Here is a 16,755-nt window from a genome sequence, read left to right on the forward strand (position 1 = left end):
TGAGATCAGAAGGGTAGAAAGGGTTGTCGTGTCATGTCTGGGGTCCTACCCGGCTGCAGGACGGCTTCACGATCAGCTCTCAAACACGCTGTCAGCACGGTGAACCTGAGTTCAGGACCGGCACTCCTTCTGTCAGTCGGCTCCCCCTGTTTTCGCCCCGTTCCCCCTTCCTCCTCGCCGAGCGCCATGCCCAAATAGAGATCTTCGTTCCGACGAAACAACCACGGGCACCACAACCAGGAACCCCAGGTTGTCGATCACATTCGGACTGCCTTCCGGAAGATCGGGAAGGGGATCACACCATGAAGACACTGGGGATGCTCGGACAGGTCGTTCTCCCGGGGGAGGTCTCCTCCATCCCCCTCGCGCGACGCCATGTCCGCAACCTGCTGGTCTCCGTCGGCCACACGGACAACGACGACGCCCTTCTTCTCGTCACCGAACTGGTCACCAACGCGGTGCGGCACTCCCGCTCAGGCCGTCCCGGCGAGCAGGTGACGGTGTCCGTCGCCGTCCATGATGGAACGATCCATGTTGATGTGACCGACGCCGGATCAGCCGACCGCCAGCCCCGTCTCCGCTCGGGGATGAGCACCGACAGCGGCGGCGGACGCGGCCTGTGGCTCCTCCAGGAGATCGCCTCAACCTGGGGGTGGCACGAGATCCCGGCGGGCCGAGTGGTCTGGTTCCGGCTGACGAAGCCGACGGACTGACGAAGTTGACGAAGGGTGAGCCGATGACCCGGTGGGACTACCCACCCCGCTGCATAAGCCCCCATGTCGCCTCCCCACGTTCCCACTGCGAAATCCTGACCTGGAACGCTCCAGCGGAGTGGGAGAAGGCCAGGACCGTCCGATGGACGTGCGACTGCGGGTCGGTCTTCTTCGAACTGTGCCAGGCGGACGGTCTGCGCTTCATCCGCCGGACGAGACGTACGGCGGGCGGGCCGATGATCGAGGAGAGCGACCGCTGGCCAACCGTCGAGGCGGACGCCATGTGGAACGCCCTCCTGTTCGGCCTGATCCGATAACGCCCGTGAAGCTCACTCCAGTGCCTCAAGGCTGGCCAGACGGTCGTGCAGGCGCTCACGGCGGGCGTGGTCACGCAGTTGGGCGAAGCTCGGCGGGGTGACCTCAAGCTGGGCGGCCACGCCGTCGATCCGCTCGGCGAGGTCTGCCCGGGTCCGCACTTCGCGCAGACGCGTCATGCTGAGAGCCCTCTCCGAGGTGGCACGACCACGCAGTTCGGCATCGTCGCACCAGAGCTGGATGAAGTGGTGCTTGCGCAGTTGGAAGGAGCCGAGGCGGCTCAACGGCAGCTTGGGAGGCCCGCTGAAGGCGGTGGGCCTCAAAGTGACCCGCCAGACCCCGTTCGGCAGTTGCCGAGGCTGACCGGGGCCGAGCTGACTTGAGGCAAGCCAGGCTGTCCACAGGTCACGGGGGTTCTCGCGCCGTTCCGCTTCGATCTTCATGTGGATCGCCGGGACATCACGGCAGACGGCCTCAAGGAAGGGATCACGCCCGGTGACGGCGGCGGTGTAGGCGAGCAGGGAACGGTTGTCGGTCTCTATCAGATAGGCGGGCATGTAGGCGTCCTGCGCCGCGATCCCCCTGATCTCCCTCAGCTGACCGGGCAGGTTGTACTCGGTCCTGTCGGATCGGGCGGCGAGATCGTTGATCATCTGCGGCTGGAACGCCACTGGCGTGAACAGCGAGAGGAACCGCGTGCGGTCGGTCAGCAGCTCGTCGGGAACCTCAGGGCTGGGCAGCACGCCGGGGGACGTCTGGTAGTGGCCGCGCGGCAGCGGTCTGCCGGTGAAGCGTTCGATCAGCAGTTTCTGCCTGCTCTCCTTCGGCTCGTACCGCACCCCCGCCCGTACGGATCTCAGGCCCAGGTCGGTCATCCTGACCCTGCCGCGCTCAACCGTGAGATGCCCGATCACGCTGAGGAAGGCGAGACAGCGATCCACCAGCGGGGGTTCGAGGCCGAAGAAGCGGATCAGCTCGTCACGGTCGTCGACGCCCCCTTCCACGACGGCACGGACCAGGAAGCGGTCGATGACCTCGTACGCCTGTTCCTCATAGACGTTCGCGGTGATCTCGACCTGCCAGAAGGGCCACAGGACGGGAAAGAGCCGGACGGGTCTGACCCCGGGAAGGGCGACGGCGTGCTCCACCGCACGGCGGGCGGGATAGATGACGGGCGCCATCACACCTCCCCGTCATCGAGCCGGCCGAGACGCTCAGCGACCTCGGCGGAGGGGCGCAGATCGCCGACACGGCGCAGATGGTCAAGCATTTGACGCATGAGCCGCCGGAAGCCCTCGTCCCTGGCCGCCGAGAGGGTCGCGACGTCTCCCACCAGTACCAACTGCCTCTTGGCCCGGGAGACCGCGACGTTCAGCCTCCTCAGCTCCTTGAGGAAGCCCACGTCGCCATGCGTGTTGCTGCGGGTGAAGGCGTAGACGATGAGATCGCGTTCGCCTCCCTGGAAGGAGTCGACCGTGCCGACGTTGTCGGCCACCTCGGTGCTGTCGCCGAGGGTGCGAGCCAGCCCCGCGCGGATGCGTTCCGCCTGGGCACGGTAGGGAACGATCACCGCCCAGTCCTGGTAGTACCGGGTGTATTCAGTGACGAGCCGTACGACAAGGTCGGCCTCCAGCGCGTTGACATAGCCGCGCCGGTTACCGTCCGACCCACGGCCATCAGGTTCCTCGCATCGCTCGTCCACCGGTCTGTCGGAGGTGTCGACCATGGCGAACGGGCTGGTGAAGACAGGGTCGCCCGTCCATCCGGGATGGTCGGTGCGCAGCACTCCGTCGTAGAAGGCGGCGGAGACGAACTCCCCGATCTCCCTGGGCATACGGCGCTGCATGGTCAGCATCACCCGATGCTCCGGCGGGACCTCCCCGTAGAGCCTCTCGAACGCACTGCGGCTGAGCAGTTCACCGACCTCACGCGCGGCGGCGGGCGGCAGCGTACCCTCCCTGGCCAGGCCGTCGCCCCACGCGCGGACCTCCTCGTCGAGATAGGGCGGCAGTTGCTGGTGGTCGCCCACCAGGACGGTCCTCCTGCCCCGTACCAGCGGGACGAGCAGGTTGGGGGTGGAGATCTGTCCCGCCTCATCGACGATGACCAGGTCGAACTCCAGATCGGCGAGAAGTTTGGCGGTCGCGGTTCCGATGCAGGTGGCGGCCACCACGTCGGCGTAGCGGACGAGCTCTCGCTGCAGGTCCAGTTCGACGTCGCCGATCCCGGAGCGCCACTCGGCCAGGATGCCCGCCCGAGCGCGAAACAGCGCCAGGGTCCGTGCCAGCCGGTCGTACACCGCGGGGTCCGTCAACTGCTCCCGGTCCGTCATCGGCTCGTACGGCGACGGCACGACGGTCTCGATCATCGTCCGTATCATCCGCACGGCGCCGGACGCGTCAGCCGTCGCCTTCTCGCAACGCCGCCGGGCGGCGTCTCTCACGGCGAGCACGCGGGACGCCTCCGGATGGGCGCCGCACTCCCTCTCCGCCTCGGCACGTTCGGCGTCGAGAGCCGTTTCAGCCTGTGCCAGTTCCTCACGGACCGAGGCGAGCTCCCGCAGGACCACCTCCAACCTGCCCTGCCACACGCCGGCCAGCCACCGGTGGAGGAATGCGAGGATCCCCGAGTTCGACCGGTCCCGGGCGGCCGTGTGTCTCCGTTCCCATCCCCGTGCCCGGGCGGTCAGCCGTTCCACGGTGGCGTGTGCCGAGGTCATCCGGCTTCCCGCGGCGGTGATCCGCTCTGCCAGGGCGGGAGCCAGTCTCCGGACGACCTCGTCGAAGGCGACCGTGTGACCGTGCTCCTCACGCTCGGCCGTACGGATCTCGGTCAGGGCGTCCCCGAGATGGGCCAGCCAGCGACCGGCCACGTCCTCCTTGTCCCCGAACACGGCCAGGCGCGAGGCCGTACCCTCCGTGGCGGCCAGGATCCGCTCCCGCATGGCGAGAAAGTGCTTCTCCACCATGAGGCCGCGTGCGCGGCCGGTGACGGTGTCCTCGTTGCCGACCCTGACCACGAAGAGGTCCTCGGGAAGCTGTTCGAGAACGTTGTCGACAGCCCGGTTGGTGTGTGAGGTGACGAGCACGCGTTCCTGACGCGCGGTGCACGCCACCGCGATCTCAGTGATCGTCCGTGTCTTTCCCGTGCCCGGCGGCCCCAGGATGAGCAGCAGGTCGGGTACGGCGAGCGCCCGCTGGAAGGCCGAGAGCTGACTGTCCGGGTCGAGAGCACCTCTGGGCCGGTGACCCGGATCGGTCCTGTACGGCGTGAGCCTGCGGTCGACGAGTTGGGTGAGTAGCCCGGGATTGACCGCTCCGGTTCGCCGCAGGGTCTCCACGGCGTCCGACTGCGCCCGGAACACGCGATCGCTTGAGGCGACCATGAAGGATCCCTGGGCGGGGATGCGTCCGTAGTCGACCGCCGTTTCGAAACGGACGACCACTTCCGTTCCATTGATCCTTCTCACCCTGCCCCGCAGGTCGGGCTGGTCCGCGAGGTAGACCATGGATCCGACCGTCAGTGGTGCGGGGCGGAGCAGGCGGAAGGCGTAGACACCTCGGGCGGAGTACCGCTCCTCGCGGGTGCTCTCCTTTCTCCGGTAGTGGATGGGAGGCGCGTCTTGCTGGCGGGCGTCCTCGATGTCCCGTCCCGCGTCGATGACCCGCGTCATCAGATCCAGGTAGGCGTCGTGATGCGGCGGCAGCAGCGGTCGCCGTTCCTCGGTACGGTTCACGTTCTGCCAGGCGTGCCGCAGCAGCGGCCAGTGCGCCGACATCCTTCCCGGAGGGATGTCACGCAGTTGGTGGAAGCCAAACCAACCCGACGCGGACTGCAGCAGCAGGGCACCGCGCAGCAGCCGTTCCTCGTCCCTGAAACCACGAAGGGAGGCGCTCCCAAGACGGTAGGCGTCTCCCCGCTGCGTCACGAAGAGCCAGGCGACGTGCGTGTCGGTGTAGACGACAAGGCGGCCCGGATCGTCCTCGATCCGGGCGGGCAGCGCGCCCGCCCAGGCCAGCCGTCCCATCTCCTCGATGAGCCGGAGGGGATTCGTGTGCGGCGCCAGCCGGGCGTACACCTTCTCCGACGGGACCACCGCCACAGGACCGGGCAGGAACACCGGCACCGACGTCATGAAACCCCTCCCCGAGAGAGTTCCCGCCGTCCCCGCGAGAGCGCCGCCGCGAAGGCGGCCATCCCTCGGGGACGACGCCGTGGGTCGAGGGCGAGGGCGTATGACAGCAGGTCGTCCACGGCGGGGGGAAATCCCTCCACGGTGGCCCGCACGGGAAGGGACGCGCCAGGAACGGGCGGATGTCCGGTCAGGGTGTGGTGGACAAGGGCCGCGAGCTGGTAGAGGTCGGTGTGCGCACCGGGAGGCGGTGTGTGCGGGCCGAGACGTTCCTGTTCGGGCGCGCGGTATCCATCGCTTCCCTCCCTCGGCCGGGGCGGCAATGCCGCCAGTCCGGCGTCCCGAAGCACCGGGTCGCGGCTCCGGCCGGTCATGACGATCGCGTCCGGGCTCAGGGCGCGGTGGCTGTGGCCAAGCCGGTGGAGTTCGCCCAGCGACTCCGACAGTCGTACCGCGGCTGCCAGAACGGCCGCGGCCGTGAGGCGGTCGAGTGGCCCCGGCCCCGGGCCGAACACCTCGCGCCAGACCGGCCCTGAAGGCAGCGTCGAGGCGACGGTGACGGCCTTCGCGCCCATGTGAACGCCGAGCGGTCGAGGAAGGCGACGCGCCCCGGCGATGTCCGAGAGCAGGGTGGCCTGGCCGACCAGGGCCCGGCGGGCATCGGTCGCGGCGGAGGTGTCACGCAGGGCGGCGACGTGGCGCAGCCGTACGCGGGCGGGAGAGGGTTCCACGCGATCGGCCGTCGCCTCCCGCCACACCCATGACCGGTCGGAGCTGAAGACCTCGACGACGTCGTCGTGGAGGAGATAGCAGTCGGCCCCAAAACACGCTTCCTCTCCCCCACGCCAGGCGAGGTCCGAGGACGTGGAGATCGTGAGCGGTATGACGGGTGGGTCGGCGGTCTCAACGTGCCGGTAGGGCTCGTAGTAGGCGCGTCTGACAGCAGCGGCCTCGGGCAGGCCGAGGCGACGACGTAGCCCCGTCTCGTCCCACAGCTCGATCTCGACGCCGGTCTCAGCATGCTTCCGCTTGCTCCAGTCCTGCCACCACCGGGTCGTTGGGGGATCCATGCTGCACGGCACGCACAACACCCATTTGGTGATGACGTGACCTTCCTGCCCGGCATACTTCCAGGCCGATTCGAAGGACTCGCGCACCTGCTTCTTCTGGGACTCCCCGAACCCCTTGACGAAATACTTGGCCTGCCAGATCACCACGCTGCCGTTCAGGTCCCCCACCAGCACATCGATGCCCCAGTCGCCGGGGTTGGCATGGACCAGGATCGCCTGGTGGCCGGTGACGGCGGAGACGAGTTGGCCGAGCATCTGCTCGAAGTCCTCCCGCGCCCCCGCCTCCCCCGCCCGCTGGTGATGCGCAAGAAAGTTGATGGGCGGCTCACCGATCCCGAATCCGGAATCCATCACACCAAAAACCCATCTTTTATCCCACCCGAAATTCCCTTCACCGGCCTCCCGTCACACCGCGTACATCCTTTTCGCACCACTGAACCGCTCTATCTCATGGTTCAGCACCTGATAATGCCATCAAGCAGACACATCCAAAATTCACCAGACCAAATTGCCCCACCATCACGTCAGCGCGTGATCAAAAACCTCAGGGGTGAACACCCCTTTCGGCCCGACAGCACCAGGAAACAGACAGCGACCGATGTCACCCCTGACGGCCGTTCGAGTGCCGGGTGACGGCAACCTGACGCCAGACAGGGGAGTCGAGGAGACACCGTCGGCCCGAACACTGCCTCTCCACACACGGAGCGGCCCATAAAGGCGAAAAATCTCCATAAATCACGAAAAAGCCTGACACGACGGACAGGGTTTCTCTCACCATGGAATCCTTAATGACGTCTGCCTTTCGTCGCATTAGAGTCGCCTCAATCCCTGTTCCTCGATCCGGTCGGTCCTGCGGCACCGGTGGAGGTTCGCCGACCGTGGACGACAGACGGCTCAGGTTTGGAAAGGACTTCCGACCGTGGCGGACGGCACCGAATCCAAGAACGACGAATCCAAGGGCCAGGCGGCCGCGGACGGCGGGAACGCCAGCCATAAGACGGCCGTCACGGCGGCGTTGATCGGCGCGGGCGGAACGATCGTCGCCGCGGCCATCGGGGTCGCGACGGTGCTGCTCGGGCCGCAGTCCGGTGGGGGCGGAGTGACCAGCCCCTCCGCGCAGAGCCCTTCCGCGAGCGGGAGCCCGATCTCCTCGGTGGCGCCGTCCGCGATCCCGAAGGACCAGACCGCGCAGTACCAGGGCACCCGGATGTTGACCGGGAGCGGTCTCGATCTGGACCACACCCCTCCGGATCCCAGCTGGGAGGACCTGCTGTACGAGAAGCGGCCCGGCCGCGGGATCATGGTCGGCCCGGCTCTCGTCTCCGCCTCGTGGTCGACACCGAAGGCGCCCTCCCGGGCCCAGTGCGAGGAGGCCCTGAAGACGGGCTTGCCCGCCGGACACGTCTTCGGTCACGCGGCTCCGGGGACGGCCTTCTGCATGTGGACGAACGTCGACAACGTGGCCTTCGTGAGGATCGCGCAGCAGGCGGGAGAGGAAGGGGTCCCGGTCGACATCATCGTGTGGGGGAAACAGCCCGCCTGAGGACGACGCGACGCCTCGGGGGAGGCTCGCCGTACCAGCGCACCGGAAGGCATCTCCACCGCCACGAAACCACCCGGTATTGGTGAAGATTTGGACAAAAAGTTCTTTCGTTGCAATCTTCTCCATTGACCGGCAAACCACAGCGAACCATACTTCCCGTCATGGAGGCACAGAAATCCACAGAAGCGGGCACGCATGTTGCCCGCTGAGCGGCACTCGCGGATCGGGGAGGCGCTGCGGGCCTCCCGCGTCGTCAGCACGGAGGAGTTGGCGCGCGAGCTCGGGGTGTCCGTGGAGACGATCCGCCGTGACCTTGTCCTGCTGGAGCGTCAGGGGAGGCTGACGCGGGTGCACGGCGGCGCGACGGTCGCGTCTGCGCGCTCCTCGGGGGAGGAGGCGCCCTTCACCGAGCGGACCGGGACCGCCGCCGAGGCCAAGCGGCACATCGGCCGGGCCGCCGCGGCGCTCGTACGGCCCGGCCAGACGATCGTGATCGACGTGGGGACCACCGCCGTCGAGGTCGCCCGTGCCCTGCCGCTCGACTTCGCCGGAACCGTGGCCACGTGTTCCCTCCTGGTCGCCGCCGAGCTCTCCGAACGTCCCGGCGTCGAGCTCCTCGTCTCCGGGGGCAGGCTCAGGAGCGGCGACCTCGCGCTGTCGAACTCGCTGACGCAGGCCTTCTTCGCCGACCTGAACCCGGACGTCGCCTTCCTCGGCTCGGGGGGTGTGGACGCCGGTGCCGGGCTGACCGACTACTACCTGGACGAGATCGCCGTACGCCGGACGATCCACGGCAACGCCGCCCGCTCCTACGTACTGGCCGATTCGAGCAAGTTCGGCAGGATCGCCCGTCACCGCGTCGCGGGAATCGATGAGTTCGCCGGACTTGTCACGGAGACCGAACCACCACCGAGCATCCGAGACGCCGTCACCCGCGGAGGCGGGGTGATTGTCCTTCCTTGACACCTGACCGCGAAGCAGCCAAAAGACAAAACCCCAGGCACTCAGGCCGTACGGCAGAAGCCCAGGAGCTGAGATCTCACGGCGAAGGCCACAAAGCTACGGAGAACACGAGCCGCCGGGCCGTACAACAAAGCCACGAAACCGGCGAGACGACTGAAACAGCGAGGAGCCGGGCGGCGCGGCAACGCCACCCGGCTCGGATCCCCAGCCGATGCACCATCTGACAGGAAACACAGGAGTTGGGACCCATGCCCCAGTATTCACCAAACGAGCCCCCGGCCCACGAACCCCCGGACCGCACACCCCGGGCCCACACGACCCAGGGCCGCACGTCCCAGGTCCACACACCCCACGCCCACACGCCCCAGGACCAGGCCACGGCAGGGGTTGAGGAGTTCGGTTACAAGCAGGCGATGAAGCGGGGTACCGGGCGGTTCGCGTCGTTCGCGGTCGCCTTTGCCTTTGTCTCGATCGCCACGGGAATCTTCACCACCTACGGCTCCGTGCTGAACAGTTCGGGTCCCGCGGGCATCTGGACCTGGCCCATCGTGATCGTCGGGCAGCTCGCTGTCGCGTTCATCTTCGGCTCCCTGGCCGCGCGCATCCCGGTGACCGGTTACTCCTACCAGTGGACCTCCCGGCTGGCCAATCCCGTCCTCGGCTGGATCATCGGCTGGATCTCGTTCACGTTCCTGGCGATCGTGGTGGTCGCGGTCGACTACACCATCGCCTCGACCGTGCTGCCGGTGCTGTTGAATTACCAGGGGACGGCGCTGAACGCGTGGGTGATCACCGGGGTGGTCATCCTCGCCCAGGCGTTCCTGGTCGGGCTCTCCACGAAGTGGACGGAACGGGTCAACAACTTCGCCGTCTCCGCCGAGCTCGTGGGCATGGTCGCCCTGGTCCTGCTGCTGCTCGGGGTGGGGTTCGTCGCCAAGGAGGCGAACTTCGCGAACCTCTTCAGCACCGGGGCCATCCCTTCTGAGGGCTACCTGTCCTTCGGCACGTTCACCTCGGCGGGGCCGTGGATGCTGGGCTTCCTGCTCGGGGCGTTCACGATCGTCGGCTTCGAGTCGGCGGCCAACCTGGCCGAGGAGACCAAGGACCCGGCCCGGGTCGTCCCGCGCGCCATGTGGCAGGCGGTCCTCGCCTCCGGTGTGCTGGGCTTCCTGTTCCTCGTCGCCGTCACCCTGCTCGCCGGGGATCCGGTCGAGCTGGCGAAGTCGGCGACGCCGATCGCGGACGTGATCACCCGGACTCTCGGCCCCGTCGTGGGTACGGCCCTGCTCGTGCTGGTGGTCATCGCGATCTTCGCCTGCGGCATGGTGATCCTGATGAGCGGGGTGCGCCTGGTCTGGGCGATGTCCCGTGACGAGCGCTTCCCCGGCTGGCAGGCCTGGCGGAAGGTCTCGCCGAGGTTCGGCACGCCGCTGAACGCGACCATTCTCATGTGCGTCATCGGCGAGCTGATCCTGGCGATCTTCTCGACCAGGACCGACGCGCTGTTCGGGCTGTTCGCCGCGGCGACGCTGCTGCCCGCGATCATCTACGCCGCGACCGTCGCCCTGTACGTGGCCAAGCGCCGGGTGCTGCCGCCCAGCAGGGGCTTCGACCTGGGCCGGTGGGAGATCCCGGTGATCGCGGTGGCGGTGGTCTGGCTGGTGTTCGAGCTGTCGCTGTTCCGCGACTCCTCGTTCGCCGACCCGTGGACCTACGTGTTGATCATGCTGGTGATCGGCGCCGCCTACCTGGCCTACCTGCTCGTCACCCGGGGTGGGTCGCGTGGCCTGGCCATGCCGGAGATGCGCTCCATCGACGCCGAACTCGACGCCGACGCCGCCTCCGGACACAACGCAGCCCAGGGAACCCAGGAGCGGCGATGACGACCGTACTCGCGATAGACCAGGGCACCTCGGGCACCAAAGCGGTCGTCACCGACGGCGAGGGGAAGGTGCTCGGCCTGGCCGAGCACCCCGTGCGGCCCGCCTACCTGCCGGGCGGCGTCGAGCAGAATCCGCAGGAACTGCTCGACTCGGTCCTCGCGGCGGGACGGCAGGCCGTGGCCCAGGCCGGAGCCCCGATCGACGCCGTCGCGCTGGCCAACCAGGGAGAGACCGTCCTGGCCTGGAACCCCGACACGGGTGAGCCGCTCTCCCCCGCGATCGTGTGGCAGGACCGCCGTTCCGAGGAGGTCTGTGTACGGCTGCGCGAGCACGCCGACCGGATCGCGCGGGTCACCGGGCTGGTCCTTGACCCGTACTTCTCGGCGCCGAAGATGGCCTGGTTGCGGGAGAACGTGACCAGGGAGGGTGTGATCACGACCTCGGACGCGTGGCTCGTGCACCGGCTGACCGGGGAGTTCGTCACCGACGTCTCGACGGCGAGCAGGTCGCTGGTCACCCGGCTCGACGACGCGGAGTGGGACGACGAACTGCTCGACCTGTTCGGGCTCGCCGGAGAGCGTCTGCCACGGCTGGTCGCGAACGACGAGGTGGTCGGCTCGACCTCGGCGTTCGGCGGGGACCTGCCGGTGTGCGGGCTTGTCGTCGACCAGCAGGCGGCGTTGCTCGCCGAGAACTGCCTCACCGCGGGCGAGGCGAAGTGCACCTTCGGCACCGGCGCGTTCCTGCTGGCCAACACCGGCACCTCGGCCACGCGCTCGGCGGCGGGCCTGGCCGCCTCTGTCGCCTGGCGGGTCAGGGGGGAGACGTCCCACTGCCTCGACGGACAGGTCTACACGGCGGCCTCCGCCGTACGGTGGCTGCGGGACCTCGGCATGATCGACTCCGCCGCGGACCTCGACGTCGTCGCGGCCGACGACGGCGAGGGGGTGCTGTGCGTGCCCGCGTTCGCCGGGCTCGCCGCCCCGTGGTGGCGGCCTGACGCCAGGGCCGCGTTCACCGGCATGACGCTCGCCACCGGGCGGGGGCACCTGGTGCTGGCCGTACTGCAGGGCATCGCGGCACAGGTCGCCGAGCTGGGCGACCTCGTCGCCACCGACCTCGGGCGGCCGTTGAGCACGCTCAGGGTGGACGGCGGGCTCACCCGCAGCCGGGTGCTCATGCAGGCCGTCGCCGACCTGACGCAGGTCACGATCGAGGTCTATCCGTCGGAGCACGCCACCCCGCTGGGGGCCGCCGCGCTGGCCCGCGCCGCGCTCGATCCCGCGCTGCCGCTGCGGGAGGCAGTCGGCGGCTGGAAACCGGCCACGACCTACGAGCCGCGATGGCCGGAGGAGCGGGCCGCCGAGTTCCGTGCCCGCTGGCGTGAAGCCGTACAGACCATGACAAGACAGGGGCAGGAGGGGGAACGGTGAGCACGTTCGACGTGGCGGTGATCGGGGCGGGCATCGTCGGCTCGGCCATCGCCAGGGAGCTGGCGGGGTACGAGCTGAGCGTCGCGCTGCTCGAAGCGCGCGACGACGTCGGCGACGACACCAGCAAGGCGAACACCGCGATCCTGCACACCGGCTTCGACGCGAAACCCGGCACCCTCGAATCCCGCCTGGTGCGCGAGGGCTATCACCTCCTGTACGGCTACGCGGACCGCACGGGCATCCCGGTCGAACGCACCGGAGCCCTGCTGGTCGCCTGGACCACCGAGGAGCTCGACGCGCTGCCGGGGCTGAAGGAGAAGGCCGAACTCAACGGCTACGACAGGACGGAGATCGTCGGCGCGGAGGAGGTCTACCGGCTGGCGCCCCACCTGGGCGAGGGGGCGCTCGGCGGCCTGACCGTGCCCGACGAGTCCATCGTCTGCACCTGGACCACCAACCTGGCGCTGGCCACCGAGGCGGTCCTGCGCGGGGTGACGCTGCTGCTCAACCACCGGGTCCTGTCCGTCGAAAAACCCGTCGAGGAGCACGAGACCGCGACGATTCTGCGCACCTCGGAGGGGGACGTCACCGCCCGCTGGGTCGTCAACGCGGCCGGGCTCGGCGCCGACGTCGTCGACCGGCTGTTCGGCCATGACCGGTTCACCGTCACACCGCGCCGAGGCGAACTGCTGGTCTACGACAAGCTCGCCCGCCCGCTGGCGAACCGGATCATCCTGCCGGTGCCGTCCTCACGCGGCAAGGGCGTGCTGGTCAGCCCGACCGTCTACGGCAACGTCCTGCTCGGGCCGACCGCGGAGGATCTCATCGACCGGACCGACACCGGGACCTCCGAGCAGGGTCTTGAGTTCCTGCTGGAGAAGGGGCACAGGATCATGCCGGAGCTGCTTGAGGAGGAGGTCACCGCGGCCTACGCGGGGCTGCGCGCGGCCACCGACCATCAGGACTACCTGATCGAGGCCGACGCGGAGCGGCGCTATGTCCTCGTCGGGGGCATCCGCTCGACCGGTCTCACCGCGGGCATGGCCATCGCCCGGCACGTCACCGACCTGGCGGGCAAGGCCGGGCTGCCGCTCGTGCCGAGGGACGATCTGCCCGAACCACCCCGGATGCCCAACCTCGGGGAGGCGTTCCTCCGTCCCTACCAGGACGCGGAACGGATCGCCGCCGACCCCGCCTACGGCAAGGTCGTCTGCTTCTGCGAGCGGGTGACCGAGGGAGAGATCCGCGACGCCCTCCACTCGCCGATCCCGCCCGCCGGTCTTGAGGGGCTGCGGCGCCGTACGAGAGCGATGAACGGCCGCTGCCAGGGGTTCTTCTGCGGCGCCGAGATCGCGAACCTGCTGGAGGCCGACCGATGAGCGAGACCGTCACCACCCTCACCCCGGCCGTGGTCGTCGTCGGCGCGGGCCCGTCCGGGCTGAGCGCCGCGCGTGAGCTGGCCCCCAGGGTCGGCGAGGTCCTGGTCCTCGACCGGGAGAGTACGGCGGGCGGCATCCCCAGGCACAGCGACCACCCTGGCTACGGCGTCAGGGACATGGGGCGTTTCATGGACGGCCCCTCCTACGCCCGCAGGCTCGTCCGGCAGGCCCGGGAGGCCGGGGCGACGATCCGTACGAACGCCACCGTGACCGGCTGGGCCGGAGAACGCGCGATCGAGGTGACCACCCCGCAGGGCCGTCTCCTCGTCGAGGCCGGGGCGGTCGTGCTGGCCACCGGCGCCAGGGAACGTCCCCGTCCCGCCCGGCTCATCCCCGGGGACCGGCCCCGTGGCGTCTACACGACCGGGCACCTGCAGAACCTCGTCCACCTCAAACACGGCAAGGTGGGTGAGCGGGCCGTCGTCGTGGGCGCCGAGCTGGTCAGCTGGTCGGCGGCGCTGACGCTGCGGGAGGCGGGCTGCCGTACGGTCCTGATGACCACCGAGTATCCGAGGCCGGACTCCTACGCCCTGTTCAGCGGCCCAGGAAAGGTGCTGTTCGGGACGAAGGTCGCCACCCGCACCCGGGTGAGCCGCATCATCGGCAGGCCGTGCCTGCGCGCGGTCGAGATCGAGGACCTCGACACGGGGCACCGGCGGATCGTCGAGTGCGACACGCTCATCCTGACCGGCGACTGGATCCCCGACCACGAGCTCGCGCGCACCGCGGGGATCGCCATCGACCCCGGCACCCGGGGACCGCTGGTCGACAGCGCGCTGCGCACGGACCGGCCGGGCGTCTTCGCCGTGGGCAACCTGCTCCACCCGGTGGACACCGCGGACGTCGCGGCGATCGACGGCGCCCACGTGGCGCGTTCCGTCACGGCCTGGCTGGACGGCGGGTCGTGGCCGGTCGGCGAGGGGGTACGGCTGCTCGCCGGGGAGCCCTTCGTGTGGGTCGCGCCGGAGATCCTGCGTCCCGGTGACCCGGTGCCCGCCCGGCGCCGCCTGCTGCTGTGGGGGGAGCGCTACATCCGCCTCCCGCACGTGGTGCTGCGGCAGGGGGGCCGGGTCGTGGCGCGCAGGCGCGTGTGGTGGCCCGTGGCCCCCGGCCGGGTGTTCCGCGTCCCGACGGACATGTTGTCCACGGTCGATCCCCTGGGCGGCCCGGTGACGATCAGCGCCGAGCCGTGACCCGCGGTTTCTCCAGCCGGTAGACGCGGCGGGCGTTCTCCGCGCCGACCATCGCGGCCACCCGTACGGCCTGCGCCCTGCTCCACTCCCCCTCCGCGACGAAACCCGACAGGACCCGGATCATCGCGCGCCGCCACAGCAGGGCGCCCAGGTGGTGCAGTTCGGCGGGCCCCCAGGCGTCGGAGGAGAAGAGGATCTTCGAGAACGGGGCGAGCTCCAGGCTCTCCGCGACGATGGCCGCGCTACGCGCCCCGGTGTGGTTCACTCCGAGCCCCACGTCGAAGTGGACGTTCGGATACACCTGGGCGAGAAATCCGGCGTTGCGATGAAACGGATAGCAGTGCAGCAACATCACCGGAACGCCACTCGGCTCGACCCGCTCGATGAGACCGCGCAGCAGCAGTGGATCGGAACGCCGCAGGTCCACGTCGGGGTCGCCGAAGCCGGTGTGGAACTGCAGCGGCAGCCCACGCTCGACGCCCTTCCAGATCAGGTGCCGCAGCAGCACCGGATCCTCGACACGGCTCCGCCCCGTCCGCAGCCACCTGCCCGCGGCGGCCGTCACCTCCTCCGCCGTCGGCGGCTCCGGGTCCACGTCGAGGCCGTACCGGTAGGCGACAACCGACTTCAGCCCCCGGGCCGTACGGCTGCGCTCCCACAGCGCCGCCTCGAACCGGGCGGAGAAACCGGCAGCGTCGGTCCCCTCGGCCACGACCTGTTCGGCGACCGCCTCCAGCCGGACGATCTCGTCGGCGGGCTTCCCCGAGGCGGCGGACATCCCGGCCGGGTCGAGAAGCTCCTCACCCCGGTAACCGGTCTCGACCAGGAAGTGCTCAACCCCGCTCGCGGTCAGCAGCCGCCGGTTGACCTCCTCGACGCCCAGTTCGGTACGGCGGGCGAGGTAGGTCTCCGGGTCGGTGTGCGGTTCGAGACCGAGGACGGGCGCGCAGTGCCGCAGGATGGCGAACCCGACCTGGGAGTCGAACTGCGTCATCCACGAAGGAACCGGCCGATCGGACTCGGTGATCAGCCCCTCGAACTCCCGTCGCGAAACCCCCGTGGCCAACGCCCCATGCACATGGTGATCCACCAACGGGATCGTCTCTTCCACGGCCGTCACCCCCTCACCATGATGTCCACGATCACACAAGAACCGAGGAACCCTGGTCAGAAGGCCGCTTCCCCTGAATCAACGACATCGCACGCGAACAAGGACGTCCTTGTGTAATGAAGGGATAAGGGGACTACAATCCGGAAAAGCATAATGGCCGGGGGAAAGCGTGGGATGCACCGAATTAAACGCCGACCATAGTGCGAGCACATAAATCTGACGAGTAAGTGACTGTCCGGAAAGCCAGTCATCGAAGCGTTCGCGAGTCCGCGGACGCCGGGGGGAAGCTCCGATGCTCCAGACCATTCTGCTCGTGCTCGGTCTGTTCGTCGCTCTTGTGAGCATGGTGAGCCTCGTCGAGGGCACGTCGCTGCCCGGGGTGGTCGCGGATCTCCGTACCAAGGCGGCCCGCACCCGCCGCCTGCGCCGCAGCCGCCGCGACAACGCCGTCTACCCCTACTTCTACGACGTCGGCCTGAAGAACAGGGCCGAGGCGCAGCCGCCCGCCCCCGTCAGGGGCCGGGTCGGCGTGAGCCGCTGCGGCCTGCAGAGCGTTCCCATGCCGCCCGGCATGACGCCCCTCTACACGCTGCACTACCACGGCACCGGGCGCCTGGTCCCGTGCACCGGCGAGGAGGTCAGGCGGTGGCGGCAGGCCGCGGTCGAGTACGTGACCGCGCTGCGCGAGGCGGGCGCGGCACTGCGCGCCGCGCACGAGCGGGCGAGACGATGTCCCGTACGGCTGCTGCCCGGTGGGCGCCGCAGGATCGCCGCCGAGTTACGGCAGGCACGAGGGCGCTTCCGGTCCGTGGCCCTGGCCGCCGCGGCGGCCTACCGGCCGACGCACGACGAGATCGAACACCGCCTGGAACGCGAACCCGTGCGCGAGCCTGCCCGCGGGCTCCGGCGGGGATGGCGACCTGCCCCCCTGACCGCGCGGGAACAGCACCCCCTGTGAGC

General features: G+C 69.2%; 13 protein-coding genes. 9 read left to right on the forward strand and 4 right to left on the reverse strand.

Annotated features, from left to right (window positions below; genetic code table 11):
- The first annotated feature begins 302 nt into the window (after positions 1-302).
- On the forward strand, positions 303-713 hold the full coding sequence (locus FHS44_RS27455; protein WP_184719788.1) for an ATP-binding protein: 411 nt from the start codon (positions 303-305) through the stop codon (positions 711-713).
- A gap of 23 nt (positions 714-736) precedes the next feature.
- The gene (locus FHS44_RS27460; protein ID WP_184719790.1) at positions 737-1,030 is read left to right on the forward strand and encodes a hypothetical protein; all 294 of its coding nucleotides are present in this window, start codon (positions 737-739) and stop codon (positions 1,028-1,030) included.
- Positions 1,031-1,042: 12 nt separating this feature from the next.
- Here FHS44_RS27460 and FHS44_RS27465 read toward each other — a convergent pair whose 3' ends face one another.
- Genes FHS44_RS27465 through FHS44_RS27475 form a run of 3 tightly spaced genes read right to left on the reverse strand, consistent with a single transcriptional unit; the run spans position 1,043 to position 6,581 of the window.
- Complete coding sequence (locus FHS44_RS27465; RefSeq protein WP_184719792.1) at positions 1,043-2,209, reverse strand: hypothetical protein; 1,167 nt, start codon at positions 2,207-2,209, stop codon at positions 1,043-1,045.
- Entirely contained in the window at positions 2,209-5,163 is a 2,955-nt protein-coding gene (locus FHS44_RS27470) for a DEAD/DEAH box helicase (protein WP_184719794.1), read from the reverse strand. Before FHS44_RS27470 ends, FHS44_RS27465 begins: the two co-directional genes overlap by 1 nt.
- Positions 5,160-6,581 carry a protein kinase family protein gene (locus tag FHS44_RS27475; protein WP_184719796.1) on the reverse strand — a complete coding sequence of 474 codons (1,422 nt, stop codon included), beginning with the start codon at positions 6,579-6,581 and terminating at the stop codon, positions 5,160-5,162. The genes FHS44_RS27470 and FHS44_RS27475 overlap by 4 nt, the downstream gene beginning before the upstream one ends.
- 568 nt (positions 6,582-7,149) lie before the next feature.
- Here FHS44_RS27475 and FHS44_RS27480 point away from each other — a divergent pair.
- The 6 genes from FHS44_RS27480 to FHS44_RS27505 all read left to right on the forward strand — a co-directional run bounded on the left by FHS44_RS27480 (position 7,150) and on the right by FHS44_RS27505 (position 14,684).
- Entirely contained in the window at positions 7,150-7,773 is a 624-nt protein-coding gene (locus FHS44_RS27480) for a hypothetical protein (RefSeq protein WP_184719798.1), read from the forward strand.
- A gap of 195 nt (positions 7,774-7,968) precedes the next feature.
- Positions 7,969-8,736, forward strand: coding sequence for a DeoR/GlpR family DNA-binding transcription regulator (locus tag FHS44_RS27485; RefSeq protein WP_184719800.1), 768 nt, complete (start codon positions 7,969-7,971; stop codon positions 8,734-8,736).
- A gap of 413 nt (positions 8,737-9,149) precedes the next feature.
- Entirely contained in the window at positions 9,150-10,619 is a 1,470-nt protein-coding gene (locus FHS44_RS27490) for an amino acid permease (protein ID WP_184720447.1), read from the forward strand.
- Positions 10,616-12,052 (forward strand): FGGY family carbohydrate kinase, encoded by a 1,437-nt coding sequence (locus FHS44_RS27495; RefSeq protein ID WP_184719802.1) that lies wholly within the window; start codon positions 10,616-10,618, stop codon positions 12,050-12,052. Before FHS44_RS27490 ends, FHS44_RS27495 begins: the two co-directional genes overlap by 4 nt.
- A complete protein-coding gene (locus FHS44_RS27500) occupies positions 12,049-13,431 on the forward strand; it encodes an NAD(P)/FAD-dependent oxidoreductase (protein ID WP_184719804.1) in 1,383 nt (460 codons plus the stop codon). The genes FHS44_RS27495 and FHS44_RS27500 overlap by 4 nt, the downstream gene beginning before the upstream one ends.
- Entirely contained in the window at positions 13,428-14,684 is a 1,257-nt protein-coding gene (locus FHS44_RS27505) for an NAD(P)/FAD-dependent oxidoreductase (protein WP_184719806.1), read from the forward strand. Before FHS44_RS27500 ends, FHS44_RS27505 begins: the two co-directional genes overlap by 4 nt.
- Here FHS44_RS27505 and FHS44_RS27510 read toward each other — a convergent pair.
- Entirely contained in the window at positions 14,668-15,678 is a 1,011-nt protein-coding gene (locus tag FHS44_RS27510; RefSeq protein ID WP_246436157.1) for an amidohydrolase family protein, read from the reverse strand. The two genes, FHS44_RS27505 and FHS44_RS27510, sit on opposite strands and share 17 nt — an antisense overlap.
- Positions 15,679-16,087: 409 nt before the next feature.
- Between FHS44_RS27510 and FHS44_RS27515 the strand changes: the two genes are divergently transcribed.
- Entirely contained in the window at positions 16,088-16,753 is a 666-nt protein-coding gene (locus FHS44_RS27515) for a hypothetical protein (protein WP_184719808.1), read from the forward strand.
- The last annotated feature ends 2 nt before the right edge of the window (positions 16,754-16,755 follow it).

The sequence above is a fragment of the Streptosporangium saharense genome (assembly GCF_014203715.1).
GTDB classification, from domain to species: Bacteria; Actinomycetota; Actinomycetes; order Streptosporangiales; family Streptosporangiaceae; genus Streptosporangium; species Streptosporangium saharense.